Raw genomic sequence first — 19,045 nt, 5'->3', positions numbered from 1 at the left:
CGCGGGGTCGCCGACCCACAGCTCACGCGAAAGGGAGATCCACACATGAGCGAACCGAATGGCACGCCGGCCGAGTGGCAGGGCGGCACAGTCTGGCTGACCGGGCTGCCGAGCGCGGGCAAGACCACCATCGCGGTGGGGCTCGCCGAGCGGCTGCGGGCCGACGGACGCCGGGTTCAGGTGCTCGACGGCGACGAGGTCCGTGCCGCGCTCTCCGCGGAACTGGGATTCTCGAAGGAGGACAGGGACACCAACGTGCGGCGGATCGGTTTCGTGGCCGGGCTGCTCGCCGAGCACGGCGTCACGGTGCTGGTGCCGGTCATCGCCCCCTACGCGCTGTCCCGCGAGGCGGTCCGGGACCTGCACGCGGCGCGCGGCGTCCCCTACCTCGAGGTGCATGTGGCAACTCCGGTGGAGATCTGCGCCGACCGGGACGTCAAGAGCCTCTACGCCAGGCAGGCGGCAGGTGAACTCAGCGGTCTCACCGGCGCGGACGACCCCTATGAGGTGCCCCTCGACCCCGATCTGCGGGTCGACACGCAGCACCAGACGGTCGACGAGTCGGTCCGGCAGGTGCGTGCGCTGCTCACGGCACGAGGCCTGTCGTGACCGCCCCCGCGCGGATCGTGCCCGCCGGCGCTCCCGGACGCCCGGACCCGCGGGGTCCGGTGCCGCCGCTGACCCACCTCGACATGCTGGAGGCCGAGGCGGCGCACATCTTCCGCGAGGTCGCGGGGGAGTTCGACCGGGCGACTCTGCTGTTCTCCGGCGGCAAGGACTCGATCGTCATGCTGCACGTGGCGCTCAAGGCGTTCGCCCCGGCGCCACTGCCGTTCTCCCTGCTGCACGTGGACACCGGCCACAACTTCCCCGAGGTGCTCGCCTACCGCGACCGGATCGTCGAGAAGCACGGCCTCCGTCTCGACGTGGCATCCGTGCAGTCGTACATCGACGACGGAACGCTCCGCGAGCGTGCGGACGGCACCCGCAATCCGCTCCAGACACTTCCCCTGCTGGACGCGGTCCGTGACGGCCGCTTCGGCGCGGTGTTCGGCGGCGGCCGGCGCGACGAGGAGAAAGCGCGCGCCAAGGAACGGGTGTTCAGCCTGCGGGACGAGTTCGGTGCCTGGGACCCGCGCCGGCAGCGGCCCGAGCTGTGGCAGCTCTACAACGGCCACCACCAGCCGGGTGAACACGTCCGCGTCTTCCCGCTGTCCAACTGGACCGAACTGGACGTCTGGCAGTACATCGAGCAGGAGAGCATCGAACTGCCCGAGATCTACTTCGCGCACTGGCGGAAGGTGTTCCAGCGGGACGGCATGTGGCTGGCGCCCGGCGACTGGGGCGGGCCCCGGGAGAGCGAACCCGTGAGTGAACGCCAGGTCAGGTACCGCACGGTCGGCGACATGTCCTGCACCGGCGCGGTCGACTCGTCGGCTTCGACGGTGGCGGCCGTGATCGCGGAGATCTCGGCGAGCCGCGTGACCGAGCGCGGGGCGAGCAGGGCCGACGACCGGCTGTCCGAGGCCGCCATGGAGGACCGCAAGCGAGAAGGGTACTTCTAGACATGTCAACGGGCGTTGCGGAAGAGGCAGTTCAGACCGACTCGGCCGGCTGCCTCCCGGGTGGCCTGTTGCGGCTGGCCACCTGCGGGTCGGTCGACGACGGCAAGTCCACCTTGGTCGGAAGGCTGCTCTACGACACCAAGTCCGTCCTCGCCGACCAGGCGGCGGCCATCGAGGAAGTGTCCCGCAGGCGGGGGCAGGACGGCCCCGACCTGGCCCTGCTCACCGACGGCCTGCGGGCGGAACGGGAGCAGGGCATCACCATCGACGTGGCCTACCGCTATTTCGCCACGCCTGGACGGCGGTTCATCCTCGCGGACACACCAGGGCACGTGCAGTACACGCGCAACATGGTGACCGGCGCTTCCACCGCGGATCTGGCGGTGATCCTGGTCGACGCACGCAACGGCGTGGTCGCGCAGACCATGAGACATTGCGCCATCGCGGCGTTGCTGCGGGTGCCGCACATCGTGCTGGCGGTCAACAAGATGGACGCCGTCGACTACCAGGAGTCCGTGTTCACCGAGATCGCGGACGAGTTCTCCTCGCGAGCCGCCGAGTTGGGCGTCGCCGACGTCACCGCCATCCCGATGTCGGCGCTGGCCGGCGACAACGTGGTCGAACCGTCGACCAACATGGCCTGGTTCGGCGGCGACACGCTGCTGTCCCACCTGGAGAACGTCCCGCTGGTGGGGGACCCGGTCGGCGAGCCACTGCGGCTGCCGGTTCAGTACGTGATCCGGCAGCCGTCGAGCGACCGGCAGTCGGTGGCACGCTGGCCGGCCGGACAACTCGCCTCCGGCGCCCTCAGGGTCGGCGACCGCGTCGTCGTGCAGCCGTCCGGAGAGACCAGCACGGTCGCCGGCCTCAGCGTGCTCGGCAAGGAGACCGACAGCGTGCGGGCACCACAGGCGGTGGCCGTCCGGCTCGCCGACGAGATCGACATCTCCCGCGGCGACATGCTGACCGCGGACCCCGCTCCGCAGATACTGCGGCACATCACCGCCAACGTGTGCCATCTGCACGACCGCCCGCTGCGCGCCCGACAGCGCGTGCTGCTCAAACACACCACCCGGACGGTCCCCGCGGTGGTCGAACACATCGACCACCGCATGGACATCACCGACGGCCGCCGGCTGCCCTGCCAGGACGGTCTCTCCGTCAACGACATCGGCGGCGTACGGATTCGCACCGCCGAACCACTCGCCGTCGACGACTACGCGGACAACCGACGTACCGGCTCGTTCCTGCTCATCGACCCGCAGGACGGGGCGACGCTGGCCGCGGGGATGGTCCACGTGCGGGCGGGGGACCAGCACCTTCGGCCGGGGCGGGACCGGTGACCGCGGGCGGGAGCGGGGTGCGGTGCGGCGACTGACCGCCGTGGGCGAGCGGGACATCGACCGTCGGCGTTCGCGGGCGGTCTGCTCGCGTACTCCGCCGGGGCGGGGCGAGTCGAGGGTGGTCCAGCAGCCGACGTGAGTGCGGACCTCGCGCCGTCCCGGCCCACCACCTCGACATCCGGATGGTCGCGCAGCGCGCAATCGTCCACACCGGTCATCCGCGAACCGCCTGTTGCGGCGTTGGTACGCGCCGCAACAGGCGGTTGTGCCGTACTCCGGGACGCCGGCCCCGCCGGAACACGGGTGGGACGAGCAGCTGCACGACCGCATGACTCCCGTGCCGCCTCGGCATCGTCCGCCCTGCCTGTCGTGGTAGTGCGCACAGCGGGTAGGCGTGGTGACTGCACCGGATAAGCCTGATGTTTCTGTCTCCCTTCGACCAGGGCCCCAATACTGGTTCTCGGCGCGGGGAACTCACGGTCGCAGTGTGTTCCGTTCCGCACCTTGTCGGGAAATTCGGACGGTGTGGGCCGACCTCGAGAAGGAGACGAAATCATGACAGTCGAAATCGTTGGATCGATATCCGACCGGCTCGTCGGAACCGAGGCGCACCGCGCCTTCGCCGACCACGAGTTCTTCAAGCAGGTACACAGCCGCGAACTTTCGCACGAGCATGTGGGGATATTCCTCGGCCAGTGGTGGTACCCGCTGCATTACTTCCCGACCTTCCTCGCGCGCTGCATCTCGGTCCTGCCCGACATCGAGTCCAAGAGCGCGATCACACGGATTCTTTCGCAGGAGGTCGGTGTCCGGTCGGTCAAGGCCGCCCACGAGGTGATCTACGCCGACAGCATGGAGAAGGCGGGCTACGACCGCCGGACGGTGACCGGTTCCGCGCCGTTCGCGGAGACCGCCGCGCTGGTGGCCTGGTACGAGGAGTGCTCGGCGGACCGGTGCTCCGCGCTCGGCGGCATCTTCGCCACCGAGGTCACGGACCTGCTGATGGTCTCGGCGATCGGCGAGGCGGTGCGGCGGGAGTCCGGCAGGGAGCGCAACGCGTGGGTCGACATCCATGTCACACAGGAACCCGACCACGTCGACCAGGCGACCAACGCCCTGTTCTCGGGACTCACCCCGGAGCAGGACCGGGCGGTCCTCGACTCCGCCGAGGTGATGTGGCGGCACTGGACCGCGTTCTTCGACCGGCTCGCCATCGAGACCGGGATGATCGCGCCTTCCGGACGGTCCTAGCCGTCCACGGGGCTGGTGGCCGGGGCCGGGTCGTCGCGCTCGCCGACAGCGCGGCCGGCGCGAGTGGTGACACGGCCGCCGGACCGGTTCGACCCACGCGGCCTGCGCCGAAGAAAGCGACCGACCTTCACCACGCGAAGGAGCTGACACGTGGTTGCCCCAGCCATCACCAGGTTGACCGACCCCCATCTCTATTCCCACGGGGATCCGCATGCCACCTGGGCACGACTACGCAGAGAATGCCCGGTCTCCTGGCACGACGAACCGGATCACGACCCGTTCTGGGCGGTCACGACCTATGCGGAAGGCCTTGCCGTACTGAGCGACTGGAAGAGGTTCAGCTCGGCCAAGGGAACGTTCCTGCGGCCCAACCTCTCCGACCCGTACCCAGGTGCGGGGGTGATGATGACGCTCTCCGACCCGCCCCGGCACGATGTGCTCCGAAAGGCGGCTGCCGCGCTTTTCACGCCCAAGGCGGCCGAGGGGTTCCGGGCCAGGGCGACAGAGGTGTCGCGGTCCCTGTTGCGTGGTGTCGTCGACGCCGGTCCCCACGACTTCGTCAACGACGTCTCGGCGCCGTACCCGCTGCAGGTCATCGCCGGCCTGCTCGGTGTCGCGGGTGAGGACGTGGAGCGGGTCGCCGGCTTCGCCGAAGCGGCCGTGGGCAACATCGTGGACCTGGACGGGACGGCCGCGCAGCAGGCGCACCTCGAGGTGCTCGCCTACTACGCCGAGGTGATCGAGGAGCGCAGGGCGCGACCGACGAACGACGTGGTGTCGGCGTTCGTCCTCGCGCAGGCGGACGGGCTGGACATCACCGACGACGAGATCATCCTGACCTGCGACAACCTGGCTGTGGCGGCAGGGGAGACGACGCGCCAGGTACTGGCCGGCGGTCTGCTCGCGCTGCTCGACAACCCGGCGGAGCTGGCCGCGCTGCGCTCCGGGGCGGTCCCGCTCCGGAGCGCCATCGAGGAGCTCGTGCGCTGGACGGCGCCGGTGAACCACCTCATGCGCACCGCTGTCGCCGACACGTCCCTCGGTGACGTCGAGATCAAGGCGGGTCAGGCGGTGAGCGTGTGGCTGTCGTCGCTCAACCGGGACGAGAACGTGTTCGACCGGCCGATGGAGCTCCGGCTGAACAGGAGCCCCAACCGGCACATGAGCTTCGGCGGCGGGCGCCATTTCTGCATCGGCGCGCCGCTGGCCAGGCTGATGATCGGGGTCTTCCTCGAAGAAACCATGCGCAGCGTGGCGAGGATCGAGCAGGTCGGTGAGGAGCGACGCGCGCCGTCCTACGTCACCAACAGTCTCGAATCCCTGCCCTTCGCGTTCTATTCCGAGTGATCGGAATTTCCCAGCTCAACTGACCTCTTTTCAAGCACTGTTCAACCGGTCGGAACGTGAACAGCTGCTGGATATGGCCAGCACCATGGTGCCGCACAAGGGGAGCGTCAATGTCCGTGTATCACGATTCCACGAGGGAGCGATCGGGAATGGACCCGAGAACGGATCTCGTCCGGTCGATATTCGCCGAGCTCCTCGGCGTGCCTGCGGTGGCTCCGGACGACGACTTCTTCGAACTGGGCGGTCAGTCCCTGCTGGCCTCCCGCGTTCTCGGCCGGTTGCGTGCCGCGTTCGGGGTCGACGTCACCGCACGAGAGTTCTTCGCTTCGCCGACTCCGATCGGGCTGACGGACAAGCTCGACTCGTACCGGACGACACGTCCGCCCGTCGAACCGCGACAACGGCCCGCGCAGGTCCCGTTGTCGTACGCGCAGCAACGCCTGTGGTTCCTCAACCAGGTGGCCGGCGGTGGGACCGGCTACAACATCCCGGTGGCGCTGTGGCTGTCGGGCGAGCTGGACCGCGACGCGCTCCGGCACGCGGTGCGCGACGTGATCTCCCGGCAGGAAACCCTTCGGACGATCTTCCCGGCCGAGTCGGGCACGCCGAGGCAGGTGGTCCTGGAGGTTCCCGACCTGGCGACCGTCATGCCGGTGGTCCACGTCGAGCCCGGCGAGGCGCCGGAGGCGGTCCGGCGGCGTGCGGCCGAGGGCTTCGACCTGACCGTCGACGCGCCCGTGCGGGCCTGCCTGTTCGTCCTCGGCCCGCAGGAGCACGTGCTCCTGCTGTCGTTCCACCACATCGCGGTCGACGGCTGGTCGTTCGAGCCGTTGCGGCACGACCTGTCCGCCGCCTACCGTGCCCGGCTGGCCGGTGAAGCTCCGACGTGGCCGGACCTGCCCGTGCAGTACACCGACTACTCCCAGTGGCAGCGGGAACTCGCCGACAACGATGCCGACGGGATGCTGGCCAAGCAGCTGGGCTACTGGCTGACGGCGCTCGAAGACCTGCCCGCGCAGATCGCCCTGCCCGCCGACCGCCCTCGCTCCGCCACCACCGGCTACCGCGGTGGACGGGTGCCCTTCCACCTCGACGCGCAACTGCACCAGCGGCTCACCGATCTCGGCCGGGAGCACCAGGCGACGTTGTTCATGCTCCTGCACGCGGGCCTCGGCGCTCTGCTGACCAGGCTCGGGGCGGGCACCGACCTGCCGATCGGCGCACCTGCCGCCGGGCGCACGGACGCGGCGCTCGACGACCTCGTCGGCTTCTTCGTCAACACGCTGGTGCTGCGCACCGACACCTCCGGCGAGCCGACCTTCCGTGAGCTGGTCGAGCGCGTCCGGACGACCGATCTTGCCGCGTTCGACGCGCAGGACGTGCCGTTCGAGCACGTGGTCGAAGCGCTCAACCCGGTTCGTTCGCTCGGCCTGAACCCGCTTTTCCAGGTGATGCTCGCGGTGCAGACACACGTCGATCCCGCGCTCGACGCACCCGGCGTCGGGTCCCGGTTCGACCCCGTCGACATCGGGGTGTCCCGGTTCGAGCTGTTCTTCTCGGTCCAGGAACGGCGATCCGCCGACGGCATGCCGTGCGGGATCGACGGAACGGTCGAGTACTCCGCCGACCTGTACGACCAGGGCACCGTCGAGGCCATGGTCGAGCAGTTCTGCCTGGTGCTGGCACAGGCCGTCGCCGATCCGGACCGGCCGGTGCTGCGGGGCGAACTGCTGTCCGCGGCCGGCAGGCACCGGGTGCTGACGGAGTGGAACGACTCCGCCCGGTCCCTTCCGGCCGCCGACCTGGTGACGTTGCTCGACGAGCAGGCCGCGCGAACGCCGTCGGCGGTCGCCGCCGTCACGGACACGACCAGCGTCACGTACGCGGAACTGCACGCCAGGGCCGACCAGATGGCCAGGGAGCTGATCAGCCGGGGCGCGGGCGAGGAGCGGGTTGTCGCGGTGCTGCTGGAGCGGTCCGTGGACCTCCTGGTCGCGCTGCTGGCCACGGTCAAGGCCGGTGCGGTCTACCTGCCGGTGGATCCGGACTACCCCGACGAACGGCTCGGTTTCCTGATCGAGGATGCCGCGCCGGTGGTCGTGGTGACCCACCGCGAGCACGCACACCGGGTACCCGGCGCGCTCGTCATCGACTCTCCCGACGACAGGGCGCGGATCGATCGGCACCCGGCGACGGCACTCACCGAGGACGAACGCGGCACCGGCGACCCCGCCGCCGCGGCCTACCTGATCTACACCTCCGGCTCGACCGGCGCGCCCAAGGGCGTGGTCATGCCGGCCGCCGGTCTGCTCAACATGGTGTGCTGGCAGGCGGACCGCGATACGGGGAGCTCCGGCGGCGTCGTCGCACAGCTGGCCAGCGTCGGGTTCGACGTGTCCTTGGAGGAGACCCTGCCCGCCCTGGTCAGCGGCGGCACGATCGCGATTCCCGAACCGGATGTGCGCACCGATCCGGTACGACTGGTGCACTGGATGGACCGGCACCGGGTGACCATGGTCATCGCGCCGACACTGATGATCGACAGCATCTGCTCGGCCGCCGTCGCCGAGGGCCTCGAACTGCCCGCGTTCACCGACGTCGCGCAGGCAGGATCGGCCCTGATGCTGAGCGACGACATGCGGTCGCTGCTGAGCGGTCCCGTGGAGCGCAGGCTCGCCAACTACTACGGTCCGACCGAGACGCACGCAGCGACCATGCTCGTCCAGTCCGGTCAGGTGGCCGCCGGGGGGCGGTCCCCGGCCGTTCCGATCGGTCGTCCGGTGTGGAACCAGCGGATCTACCTGCTGGACGGGGAGTCGCGACCGGTCCCGCCGGGAGTGGTCGGCGAGATCTTCGTCGCCGGTGCGGGCGTCGCCCGCGGCTATCTGGCCAAACCGGGACTCACCGCGGAGCGGTTCCTGCCCGATCCGTTCGTGGGCACCGGCGGGCGGATGTACCGCACGGGCGACCTGGCGAGGTGGACCGGTGACGGCACCCTGGTCTTCGCCGGCCGGGCCGACCAGCAGGTCAAGATCCGGGGTTACCGGGTCGAGCCGGGAGAGGTCGAGGCGACTCTGCTCAAGCACCCCGACGTGGCACGTGCGGTCGTGACCGCGGTCGAGCCGGCGCCCGGGGACGTCCGGCTGGTGGCGTACGCGGTGGGCGTGGACGGCACCCGGCTCGTACCGGCGCGGCTGCGGCGGTACCTCTCCGACACCCTTCCCGCGTTCATGGTCCCGGCGTCGTTCGTCGTGCTGGACCGGATGCCGGTGAACGTCAACGGCAAGGTGGATGTCGCGGCGCTGCCGGCACCGCAGTGGACGGCCGGCGGCCGCGCCCCGCGCACGCCGCAGGAAGAGCTGTTGTGCCGGCTGGTCGCCGACGTGCTGAAGATCGCCGAGGTCGGGGTCGACGACGACTTCTTCGAGCTCGGTGGTCACTCGTTGCAGGTCGCCCGGGTGGCGAGCCGGGTGCGCTCGGTGCTGGGCGTGGACCTGCCGGTGCGAGTGATCTTCGAACGGCAGACCGTCGCAGGCATCGCCAACGCCATCGACGACCTGGCGCCGAACAGGCCGCCCGCCGCAGTCATGCGCCGCCCGGAGCGGGTGCCGTTGTCCTTCGCGCAGCGCCGGCTGTGGTTCGTCGAGCAGCTGGAGACGTCGGCGGGCCATGGTTCCGCCTACCACCTCCCGTCGGCCTTCTCGCTGACCGGTGAGCTGGATGTGGCCGCCCTGCGAGCGGCGATCGGTGACGTGATGACCAGGCACGAAAGCCTGCGGACCGCGTTCCCGGTGTCCGGCGACGAGCCGTGGCAGCGCATCCTCGACCCCGGGATCCCCGTTCTGACCACAGTGGACTCCTCGGAGTCCGAGATCGCCGACGCGATGACGTCCGAAGTGGACCGCCGGTTCGATCTCGCGGGCGCGCCGCCGATGCGGGCGGTGCTCTTCCGGCTCGGCCCGAACCGGCATGTGCTGCTGATGTGCCTGCACCACATCGCCACCGACCACTGGTCGATGCGGCCGCTGCTGCGGGACCTGTCCACCGCCTACGCGGCCCGGCGTGCCGGCAACGCACCGGAGTGGACGCCGTTGCCGGTCCAGTACGCGGATTACACGCTGTGGCAGCGGGAGATCCTCGGCGCCGACGGCGGGGCCGCCACGAACGAGGTGGCGTACTGGACCGAGCAGCTGGCCGGCCTGCCCGAGCGACTGGAGCTGCCGATGGACCGGCCACGCCCGGCCGTGCGCGGTCATCGGGGCGAGACCGTGCACTTCGAACTCGACGCCGACCTGCACGCCGGTCTCGCCCGATTCGCCGGCGCCGGACGCGCCAGCCTGTTCATGGCACTGCAGACGGCTCTGGCCGGTCTGCTCACCCGGATCGGCGCGGGTGCCGACATCCCGATCGGCGCGCCGATCGCCGGCCGCAACGATGACGCGCTCGACGATCTGGTGGGCTTCTTCGTCAACACCCTGGTGCTGCGCACCGACACCAGCGGCAATCCGACGTTCACCGAACTGCTGGCGCGGGTGCGCGAGACCAACCTGGCCGCGTACGCCAACCAGGACGTGCCGTTCGAGCGGCTGGTCGAGGCGCTCAGGCCGACACGCTCGCTGAGCCACAACCCGCTCTTCCAGGTGACGCTCACGCTGCAAGGCGCGGGCGAGGCCGCACTCGACCTCCCCGGTGTCGCGGTGACCAGGCGGCAGATCGACGTGCAGACCGCCAAGTTCGACCTGTCGTTCTCGTTCACCGAACGGCGCGGCCCCGACGGCAGTCCGGAAGGCATGGCCGGCCTGGTCGAGTTCGCCACCGACGTCTTCGACCAGGAGACGGTCGTCGCGCTGACCCGGCGTCTGGTCCAGGTGATGCGTGCCGCGGTGGCCGATCCGGCGGCCCGGCTCGACACGGCCGACGTGTTGCTGCCCAGCGAGCGCGAAGCGCTGCTCAGCGGCGCGATGCCGATCTGAGAAGAGGAGGCACCTCGTGCAGATCACTGTTGCCGGTCCACCGGTGAACGCACCGGCCAGGCCGCTGCGGAACAATCCGATCTGGTTGCGGTGGTTGGCCGCGGCGTCTCTGGCCAGGCTGCCGCAGACCGCGCTTCCCGTCGCGCTGGTGCTCACCGCGCACCAGGCGACCGGCTCGTTCGTCGGCAGTGGACTGCTCAGCGGCGCAAGCGCGATGACCTACGCACTGTGCGCTCCGTGGCGAGGCCGGCAGATGGACCGGGCCCTGCTGCCCAAGGCCCTCGGGTGGTCACTGCTCACGGCGGCCGCCGGGCTCGTCGCCACGTCGGTCGCGGCGGCCTCGGGTGCTCCCTTGTGGCTGCTGCTGGTGTTCGTCGTCCTGGCCGCGTCCGCCGGCGCCGGGGTGGGCGGGGCCTACCGGTCGGTCCTGCCCCACTTCCTCCCCTCCACCCAGCTTGCCCAGGCCTATGCGGTCGACGCGGTCGCGGTACAGGTGGCCTGGATCGGTGGTCCGGCGCTGGCGGCCGTGGTGGCCGCCGCGGTCGGACCGCAGGCATGCGTCGGCGTCGTGGCCGCGGTGACGGCCGGGGGCGCCCTGCTCAGCTGGACGCTGCCGAAAAGGGAACCGGGCAGCCCGACGCAACAGCACTCCTCGGCGCGCGCGTTGCTCGGGTCGCTGTGGGCGCCGCTCGTGCTCAACGCGGGGATCGGGATCAACCTCGGCGCACTCGACGTGGCGCTGCCGGCCCTGATGGTCGATCACGGCAAGGCCGCGACGAACGGCGGTCTGGTGCTCGCCGGCCTCTTCGCCGCGAGTGCGATCAGCGGTTCGGTCTACGCCGCCCTGCCGTCGACGAACCCGTTGCGGAAGGTGAAGACCCGCACGGTGGCCTGCGTACTGATCGCCGCGTACGGCACGGTCATGGCGAGCACGGTCGCGGTACCTCAGTTGTGGCTTGCCGTTGTCTTCTTTCTGGTCGCCGGACTGGCCTTCGCACCGGGCGACAGCGCGGTCATTCTGCTGGTCTCCGAACAGGCTCCGCCGGCGCGGCTGGCGGAGGCGTTCGGATACTTCTCCGCCATCGGCTACGTGGGTATCGCGCTCGCCAGCCCGGTGGCCGGCTGGTTCGTGACGCGATTCGACGCCGGGGCGGGTCTGCTCCTGGCGGCACTGGCACCACTGGTCGCGGTCGTGGTGGTGATGACGACTCGCGTCGGCCAGAAATAGAGACGCCCGATCGCAAAGAAATGTGCGACGGGACGGTGTCTCGCAGCAATCAATATTGTTTTTCGACGAAATGCGGAGGTCGATCATGGTGGACGTCGACGACAACGTCGATTACATCGTCGTGCTCAACGGTGAGGAACAGTACTCGATTCTCCTGGCCGACCGCGAAGTTCCGGCAGGGTGGGTCGGCGAAGGATTCCGCGGGCCTCGGCAGGAATGCCTGGACCACATCGACCTTGTGTGGACCGACATGAGGCCGCTGAGTGTCCGCAGGCGAATGGACGGGAAGTAAAATGCTGTACGAACGCGTCGTCCAGCAGGCCATTCGGAATCCTTCGGCTCCCGCGGTCACCTTCGACGGCGAGACCCTGACCTACGACCAGCTCGTCCGCCGAGCGGACCGGCTGTCGGACGCGCTGACGACGGCCGGCGTCCGGCCGGGCGACGTCGTCGGTGTCCTGATGAGACGGTCCACCGAGATGATCTCGGCGCTGCTGGCGATCCTGCGGGCCGGCGCCGCCTACGTCGGGGTCAGCCCCGACGACCCGCCACAGCGGCGGAACGACCTGCTGACCGACGCCGGCGTGGAGTTCGTCGTGGCGGACGACCAGCTGTGCGAGTGCGTGCCCGGCCGGTTCACCACGCTCTCCCCGTCGGCCGTGGGCCCCTCCGCCGGCGCTCCGGCGAGCACCACCGCCGACGACCTCGCCTACGTCAGCTACACGTCCGGCTCGACCGGGCGGCCCAAGGGCGTGATGGTCCCGCACCGCGCGGTCCTCAGGCTGGTCACGGACATGAACTGGATGACCGTTCGCCGGAACGACGTGTTCTTGCAGGCGGCTCCCCTGGCGTTCGACGCCTCCACCTTCGAGATCTGGGCACCGCTGACCCACGGCTGCCACCTCGTGATGGCGCCGTCCGGCCGGATGACCTTGGACGGGGTCGCGGAAACCCTGCGTGAGCACGGCGTGACGGTGCTGTGGCTGACGGCCGGCCTGTTCCACGAGATGGTCGCGCACGACATCGGCGCGTTCGCCGGCGTGCGTCACCTCGTCGCGGGCGGCGACGTCATCCAGCCGGGCCCGGTCGCACGTCTGCTCGCGGCCCATCCGGGCATCACGTTCACCAACGGATACGGTCCGACCGAGAACACGACCTTCACCACGACCTGGACGACCGGCGCCGCCGCCGGGGACGGCCTCGACACGATTCCGATCGGAACGCCCGTCAACGGCACCCGGATCGCGGTGCTGGACTCCGAACTGCAGCCGGTCGAGGTGGGCGCCTGCGGTGAGCTGTACACGTCGGGAGCCGGGCTCGCCCACGGTTACCTCGGCCGGCCGGGCGCCACGGCCGACCGGTTCGTTCCCGACCCGTTCGCGGATGAGGCGGGGGCGCGGATGTACCGCACCGGCGACATCGTCCGGCTGCGGCCCGACGGAGCCTGCGAGTTCGTCGGCCGGGTCGACGACCAGGTCAAGATCCTCGGCCACCGGGTGGAGCCGGGTGCGGTCGAAACCGCGTTGCACCGCCTGCCAGGGGTCAGCCGGACCGCCGTCGTCGTACGGACCGCCGCCGACGGTACGAAGCGGCTGGTGGCCTATGTCGTACCGGAGGACGAGCCACCGCCGCACTGGGGCGAGCAACTGCGCGAACAGCTGCGCGCGGTCCTGCCGGCGCCGATGATCCCGTGGGCCGTCCTGGTGCGCGACACCTTGCCGCTGACCGGCAACGGGAAGATCGACCGTGCCGCGCTGCCGGCGGCGGACCTGATGGCACGCAACGTGTCGAACGAGTTCGTCGCACCGCGGACCGACGTGGAGCACCGCCTGGCCGAGCTGTGGGCACGCGTGCTCGGTGTGGAACCGATCGGCGCCGACGACGACTTCTTCGACCTCGGCGGCCATTCGCTGAACGCCGCGGACCTGCTCGGCTCGTTGCGGACGGAGTTCGGTGTCGCGTTCCCGGCACGCGTCCTCTACCTGCAGCCGACCATTCGCGAGCTCGGCGAGCAACTGGAAACCGCCATCCGGAGCGGAGCGCAGCGATGACCGTCGCCGTAGAAGTGGGCCGGTGCCCGATGCACGCCGGCCCGGAGATCGACCTGTTCGAGCCGGGCACGTTCGCCACCACGGACATGCACGCCGTCTGGCGCACCCTGCGCCGGGAGGCGCCGGTCAGCTGGCATCCGGTCGGCGACGACGGGTTCTGGTCCGTGACCCGGTACGACGACGTGAACCACGTGCTGCGCGACCACGCCACGTTCACCTCCGAACAGGGATCGCTGCTCACCCTCCTCGGCAAGGGCGACCCGGCCGGCGGCCGGCAGATGGCGGTCACCGACCCGCCCCGGCACGCGAGGATGCGGGAACCGTTGCAGCGCGCCCTGTCGATCAGGGAGGTGGAGCGCGACCTGCCGCGTATCCGGTCCCTGATCCGGGAACTGCTCGCACCCATGAAGGACGGCGGCGTGTTCGACTTCGCCGCGGCCATGGCGGCCATGCCGATGGCGGTCATCGGCTCGTGGATGCGGCTTCCCCGGTCGGACTGGCCCGAGCTGACCCGGCTGACGGGCGCGTCCATCGCGCCGGACGACCCGGCCTTCGCCGGCCCGGGCGGTCCGGAAAGGACACTCGTCAGAGCACACCGTGAGCTGTTCGCCTACTTCCAGGACGTGGTCGCGGAGCGGCGCGCCGCCCCCGGCGACGACCTGATCGGCGTGATGCTGGACATGCGTGTCGACGGGGCGAGGCTCACACCGAGTGAGATCGTGTCCAACTGCTACAGCCTGCTGCTCGGTGCCAACGTGACCACCGCCCAGCCACCGAGCGCCGCACTGCTCGAACTCGCCGGAACCGACGCGCTGGCCGACTGGGCGGCGCATCCGGACCTGCTGGTGAGCGGGGTGGAAGAGGCGCTGCGCTGGTCCTCGCCCGCACAGCACTTCATGCGCTACGCCAGGCGGGACGTGCGGATCCGTGACGTCACGGTCCACGCGGGCGACGCCGTCGTCGCGTGGCTGGGTTCGGCCAACCGGGACGAGACCGTGTTCTCGCGGTCCGACACGTTCGACGTCCGCAGGCGCCCCAACAAGCACGTCGCCTTCGGCGTCGGCCCGCACTACTGCGTCGGGCACACCGTCGCCAGGGTCACGCTGCGGGTCCTGTTCCAGGAGCTGCTGACCGGCTTCTCCGACATCGAGGTCGTCGGCGAACCCGTGCGGCTGCGGTCGAACTTCATCGCGGGATACACCAGCCTGCCGGTGACGGCACGAGGAGTACGGCCATGACGAGCGGATCGACCGTTCCCCTGCGCAGGTGGCTGCCCCGGCCGCTGCAGGAGACTCCGTCGCGGATCTTCTGCCTGCCCTACTCGGGCGCGGGCGCCTCCATGTTCAGCCGGTGGCCGGACGCCGCGGGCGACACCGGACTCTGCCCGGTGCAGCTGCCGGGCCGGGAGAACCGGCTGCGGGAACCGCACTTCGGGACCTACGAACAGCTCGCGAAGGACGTGGTCCAGGCGCTGCTGCCCGCCATGGACCGTCCCTTCGGACTGTTCGGGCACTGCAGTTCCGCGCTGATCGCGTTCGAGATCGCCGCCGTGCTGCACCGCGAAGGGCTGCCGATGCCACGGCGGTTGTTCTGCTCCTCCCAGGTCGCGCCCCACGAAGGCCCCTGTGGCAGCTACTTGACGATGACCGACGAACAACTTCGCGCGGAGCTGGTCGCGCTGAGCGACAGCGAGCTCGACGAGTCCGTCCTGGACGTCGTCACCGAGGTGCTGAGAGCGGACGTCGAGGCCAACAAGGCCTACCGGCCGGCCGAGCCGGTGCTGCTGGACACCGCGGTCACCACGATCGGCTGGTCGGCCGACCACGAGGTCCCTCCCGAGCGCATGAACGGGTGGGACCAGTACTCCAAGAAGGTCCACCGGGTGGTGCTGCCGGGCGTGCACCACACGTTCCTCGACGCCCCGGCCGCGCTGCTGGCGCAGTTCGCCGACGGAATGGCCTCGGATGACTGAGGTGCGGACCTGCCGGATCGCCCGAACCCACAACGGCCCGCCCGGCAGCGCGAACGGTGGATACGCGTGCGGGATGTTCGCCAGGACCGCCGCCGACGTGGTCGGGCCGGCCGCGGTGGTCCAGTTGCACGCGGCCCCGCCGCTCGACACCGGGCTGACCGTCCACGCGCATCGCGGGCGGGCGCTCGTCTGGCACGAGGACGAACTCGTCGCGACGGTTTCCGCCGCGGTGCACGACCAGCCGGCGGTGGCGCCGTTCGTCACCTTCGCCGCCGCGGAACGGGCGAGCGCGTTCTTCGCGGGCGCGGTGGCGCACCCGTTCCCGGAGTGCCTGGTGTGCGGAACCGCCAGGACCGACCCGGCCGCGTTGCACCTGACCCCCGGGGGTGTGGACGGCCTTCCGGGTGTCGTCGCGTGCACCTGGACCCCTGGTGACCCGGACCTCGACACCATGTGGGCCGTGCTGGACTGTCCCGGCGGCTGGACCCTCGACCAGAGCGGCTCCCCTTACGTGCTCGGCAGGATGTCCGCGCGCGTCCACGCGGTCCCTCCGCCCGGCGAGCCCACGATCGCCGTGGCCCAGCACATCGCGACCGCCGGCCGGACCGCGCGGGTGGCCAGCGCGCTGTTCGGTTTGGACGGCACCGAGTTCGGCCGGGCGGAGGCCACCTGGGTCCGGCTCAGTGCTTCTTCCGATCCGGCACCGACGAAAAGGGAGCGTCTTCGATGGTGACTGCGAACCTGATCGACCTGTTCGAGGAGCAGGCGCTCCGACGACCGGACGCCGTCGCGGTGGTGTGCGGGGAACGGGAACTGTCCTATCGGGAGCTCGACAGCCGGGCGAACCGGCTGGCCCGCCTGCTGGCCGGGTCCGGCGCCCGCCCCGGCGCGTTCGTCGGAGTGTGCCTGCCGAGGTCCTTGGACCTGCCGGTGGCGCTGCTCGCCGTGCTGAAGACCGGCGCGGCCTATCTGCCGTTGGATCCGGGCTATCCCGAGGAACGCGTCGCGTGGATGGTGCAGGACGCGGACCCGGTCGTGGTCGTCGGCACGTCGGAGGTGCTCCGGTCCGGGGACCCCGTGCTCCTGCTGGACGATCCGGCCGTGGCGGCCCGGCTGGCGGACACCCCGGACGGCGCTCCGCCGGTCGTACGGGATCCCGGCGACGCCGCCTACATGATCTACACCTCCGGGTCGACGGGACGGCCGAAGGGAGTCGTCGTCCCGCACGCCAACGTCATGGCGCTGTTCGCCGCCGCGCGCGACCTGTTCGACTTCGGGCAGGACGACGTCTGGACGCTGTTCCACTCCTACGCGTTCGACTTCTCGGTCTGGGAGCTGTGGGGCGCCCTCCTCCACGGCGGCACGCTGGTGGTGGTTCCGGTCGACACCGCCCGGTCCGCGCCGGACTTCCTGCGGCTGCTGGCCGACCGGCGGGTCACCGTCCTCAACCAGACCCCGTCGGCGTTCTACGAACTGGCGCGAGCCGATGCCGAGGACCCGGTCACCTCGAGCCAGTTGGCTCTGCGCTACCTGGTCTTCGGCGGCGAGGCGCTCGACCTGGCGAGGCTGGAGGAGTGGTACGGGCGGCACACTCCGGGCAAGCCCGAGCTGGTGAACATGTACGGCATCACCGAGACCACCGTGCATGTCACCCACGCCGCCCTCGACCGCGACCGGACGGCCGTGACCGGCCTGGTCGGCCGGCCGCTCCCCGGCGTTCGGTGCTACGTCCTGGACGACGGGCTGAACCTGGTACCGCCCGGTGTGGTGGGCGAGCTGTACGTGGGTGGCGTGGGCGTGGGATGGGGCTACTGGGGTCGTGGCGGGCTGACGGCCGACCGGTTCGTGCCGGATCCGTTCGGCGGTGCCGGCGAGCGGCTGTACCGGACCGGCGACCTCGTGCGCTGGGGGCGCTGGGGTCTGGAGTACTCGGGGCGGATGGACGACCAGGTGAAGATCCGGGGGTTCCGGATCGAGCTGGGCGAGGTCGAGTCGGCGCTGGCCCGGTGCCCCGGGGTGGCGGACGCCGTGGTCGTCGCCGGCACGAACGGCCGGGGCGAGCCGTGCCTGGTCGGGCATGTCACGCCGGACAGGCCGGACGGTTCGGTGAACCCGTCACAACTGGGCGTGGTCGCGCGGGAGTTCGCCTCCCGGTACCTCCCCGCCCACATGGTGCCGGCGGTCGTCATGGTCTCCGCGGAGTTCCCGCTGTCACCCACCGGCAAGGTCGACCGGCGGGCGCTTCCCGCACCGGCGTTCGACGCGTCGGCCAGCCGCCCTCGCTCGCCGGTGGAGGCGGTGCTGTGCACGTTGTTCGCCGACGTGCTCGGCATCGACGAAGTCGGCCCGGACGACGGGTTCTTCGACCTCGGCGGGCACTCGCTGGTGGCGACGGGTCTGGTGAGCCGGGTGCGGACCACGTTGGGGGTGGAGCTGGGAGTCAGCGCCGTGTTCGAGGCACCGACACCGGCCGCGCTCGCGCGGCTGATCGCGGGTCACACCACTGAGGGCGGGGCCTGTGACGTACTGCTCGAACTGCGCGGGCACGGCAGTCGGCCACCGCTGTTCTGCATTCATCCGTCCAGCGGGATGAGCTGGTCCTACGCCGGTCTGCTGCACCACATCGATCCGGAGACGCCGCTGTACGGACTGCAGGCACCGAGCCTGAGCGGCGACTCCGTCCTGCCGGGGACCATCGAGCAGTTGGCGGCGGACTACCTGCGCCACATCCGTTCGGTACAACCGAGCGGACCGTACCGGTTGCTCGGCTGGTCGTTCGGTGGTCTGGTCGCCCACGCGATCGCGGTCCAGCTCGAGCAGGAAGGGCAGCAGGTGGCGTTGCTGGCCGTTCTGGACGTGTCGCCGGTGGCCGCGGAGACCGACGGCACGCAGGCGGAGGGCCCTGCCGGCACCACGCGCGACGAGGCACTCGCGGAGGAGATCGGCGATGCCAGCCTGCCGGAGGAGACGATCGCCCGGATCACCGCCACCCTCGGGCACAGCGGCCGGCTGCGTGACCGCTTCACCCCCGGCCGGTTCGGCGGCGATCTGCTGCTGTGCACGGCTGGACCCAATGCACTGGCCGACGACTGGCGCCCGCACATCGGCGGCCGCATCACGACCCACGAGATCGCCACCACACACCTCCGGATGATGCGCCCCTCCGCGTTGGCCCAGATCGGGCCCGTCCTGGCGGCCGCGCTCGCCGCCGGGGACCGGTAGGCGCCCGCGGCACCACCGATCCGGTCGGGAGGAAGACATGAACCAGCAAGCAGGAAACGGGAGTTCGATCGTAGGATGTGCGGCGACTGATCC

General features: G+C 70.6%; 13 protein-coding genes. All 13 read left to right on the top strand.

Going from position 1 to position 19,045, the window contains the following annotated elements; genetic code table 11:
• The first annotated feature begins 45 nt into the window (after positions 1 to 45).
• The 13 genes from cysC to ACFWXC_RS42990 all read left to right on the top strand — a co-directional run bounded on the left by cysC (position 46) and on the right by ACFWXC_RS42990 (position 18,952).
• Positions 46 to 609 (top strand): adenylyl-sulfate kinase, encoded by a 564-nt coding sequence (gene cysC / locus ACFWXC_RS43050; protein ID WP_384487942.1) that lies wholly within the window; start codon positions 46 to 48, stop codon positions 607 to 609.
• 83 nt (positions 610 to 692) lie between these two features.
• Positions 693 to 1,565, top strand: a complete 873-nt coding sequence (cysD, locus tag ACFWXC_RS43045) for a sulfate adenylyltransferase subunit CysD (RefSeq protein WP_384487967.1) — start codon at positions 693 to 695, stop codon at positions 1,563 to 1,565.
• Between the two features lie 2 nt (positions 1,566 to 1,567).
• Complete coding sequence (locus tag ACFWXC_RS43040) at positions 1,568 to 2,908, top strand: sulfate adenylyltransferase subunit 1 (protein ID WP_384487940.1); 1,341 nt, start codon at positions 1,568 to 1,570, stop codon at positions 2,906 to 2,908.
• A 555-nt stretch (positions 2,909 to 3,463) separates the two neighbouring features.
• Positions 3,464 to 4,159, top strand: a complete 696-nt coding sequence (locus ACFWXC_RS43035; protein WP_384487938.1) for a TenA family transcriptional regulator — start codon at positions 3,464 to 3,466, stop codon at positions 4,157 to 4,159.
• A gap of 150 nt (positions 4,160 to 4,309) precedes the next feature.
• Complete coding sequence (locus ACFWXC_RS43030; protein WP_384487936.1) at positions 4,310 to 5,506, top strand: cytochrome P450; 1,197 nt, start codon at positions 4,310 to 4,312, stop codon at positions 5,504 to 5,506.
• A gap of 149 nt (positions 5,507 to 5,655) precedes the next feature.
• Entirely contained in the window at positions 5,656 to 10,479 is a 4,824-nt protein-coding gene (locus ACFWXC_RS43025; protein WP_384487934.1) for an amino acid adenylation domain-containing protein, read from the top strand.
• A 16-nt stretch (positions 10,480 to 10,495) separates the two neighbouring features.
• On the top strand, positions 10,496 to 11,707 hold the full coding sequence (locus tag ACFWXC_RS43020; protein WP_384487932.1) for an MFS transporter: 1,212 nt from the start codon (positions 10,496 to 10,498) through the stop codon (positions 11,705 to 11,707).
• A gap of 85 nt (positions 11,708 to 11,792) precedes the next feature.
• On the top strand, positions 11,793 to 11,999 hold the full coding sequence (locus tag ACFWXC_RS43015; RefSeq protein ID WP_384487930.1) for an MbtH family protein: 207 nt from the start codon (positions 11,793 to 11,795) through the stop codon (positions 11,997 to 11,999).
• 1 nt (position 12,000) lies between these two features.
• The gene (locus tag ACFWXC_RS43010) at positions 12,001 to 13,758 is read left to right on the top strand and encodes an amino acid adenylation domain-containing protein (protein ID WP_384487928.1); all 1,758 of its coding nucleotides are present in this window, start codon (positions 12,001 to 12,003) and stop codon (positions 13,756 to 13,758) included.
• Entirely contained in the window at positions 13,755 to 14,996 is a 1,242-nt protein-coding gene (locus ACFWXC_RS43005; RefSeq protein ID WP_384487926.1) for a cytochrome P450, read from the top strand. The genes ACFWXC_RS43010 and ACFWXC_RS43005 overlap by 4 nt, the downstream gene beginning before the upstream one ends.
• Positions 14,993 to 15,730, top strand: a complete 738-nt coding sequence (locus ACFWXC_RS43000; RefSeq protein WP_384487924.1) for a thioesterase II family protein — start codon at positions 14,993 to 14,995, stop codon at positions 15,728 to 15,730. Before ACFWXC_RS43005 ends, ACFWXC_RS43000 begins: the two co-directional genes overlap by 4 nt.
• Positions 15,723 to 16,463 carry a hypothetical protein gene (locus ACFWXC_RS42995; RefSeq protein ID WP_384487922.1) on the top strand — a complete coding sequence of 247 codons (741 nt, stop codon included), beginning with the start codon at positions 15,723 to 15,725 and terminating at the stop codon, positions 16,461 to 16,463. Before ACFWXC_RS43000 ends, ACFWXC_RS42995 begins: the two co-directional genes overlap by 8 nt.
• The gene (locus ACFWXC_RS42990) at positions 16,457 to 18,952 is read left to right on the top strand and encodes an amino acid adenylation domain-containing protein (RefSeq protein WP_384487920.1); all 2,496 of its coding nucleotides are present in this window, start codon (positions 16,457 to 16,459) and stop codon (positions 18,950 to 18,952) included. The genes ACFWXC_RS42995 and ACFWXC_RS42990 overlap by 7 nt, the downstream gene beginning before the upstream one ends.
• The last annotated feature ends 93 nt before the right edge of the window (positions 18,953 to 19,045 follow it).

Source organism: Streptomyces sp. NPDC058683, from assembly GCF_042716195.1.
Lineage (GTDB): Bacteria > Actinomycetota > Actinomycetes > Streptomycetales > Streptomycetaceae > Streptomyces.
Note: the sequence above shows the minus strand (reverse complement) of the source record. Positions and strands in the feature narration are given on the sequence as shown.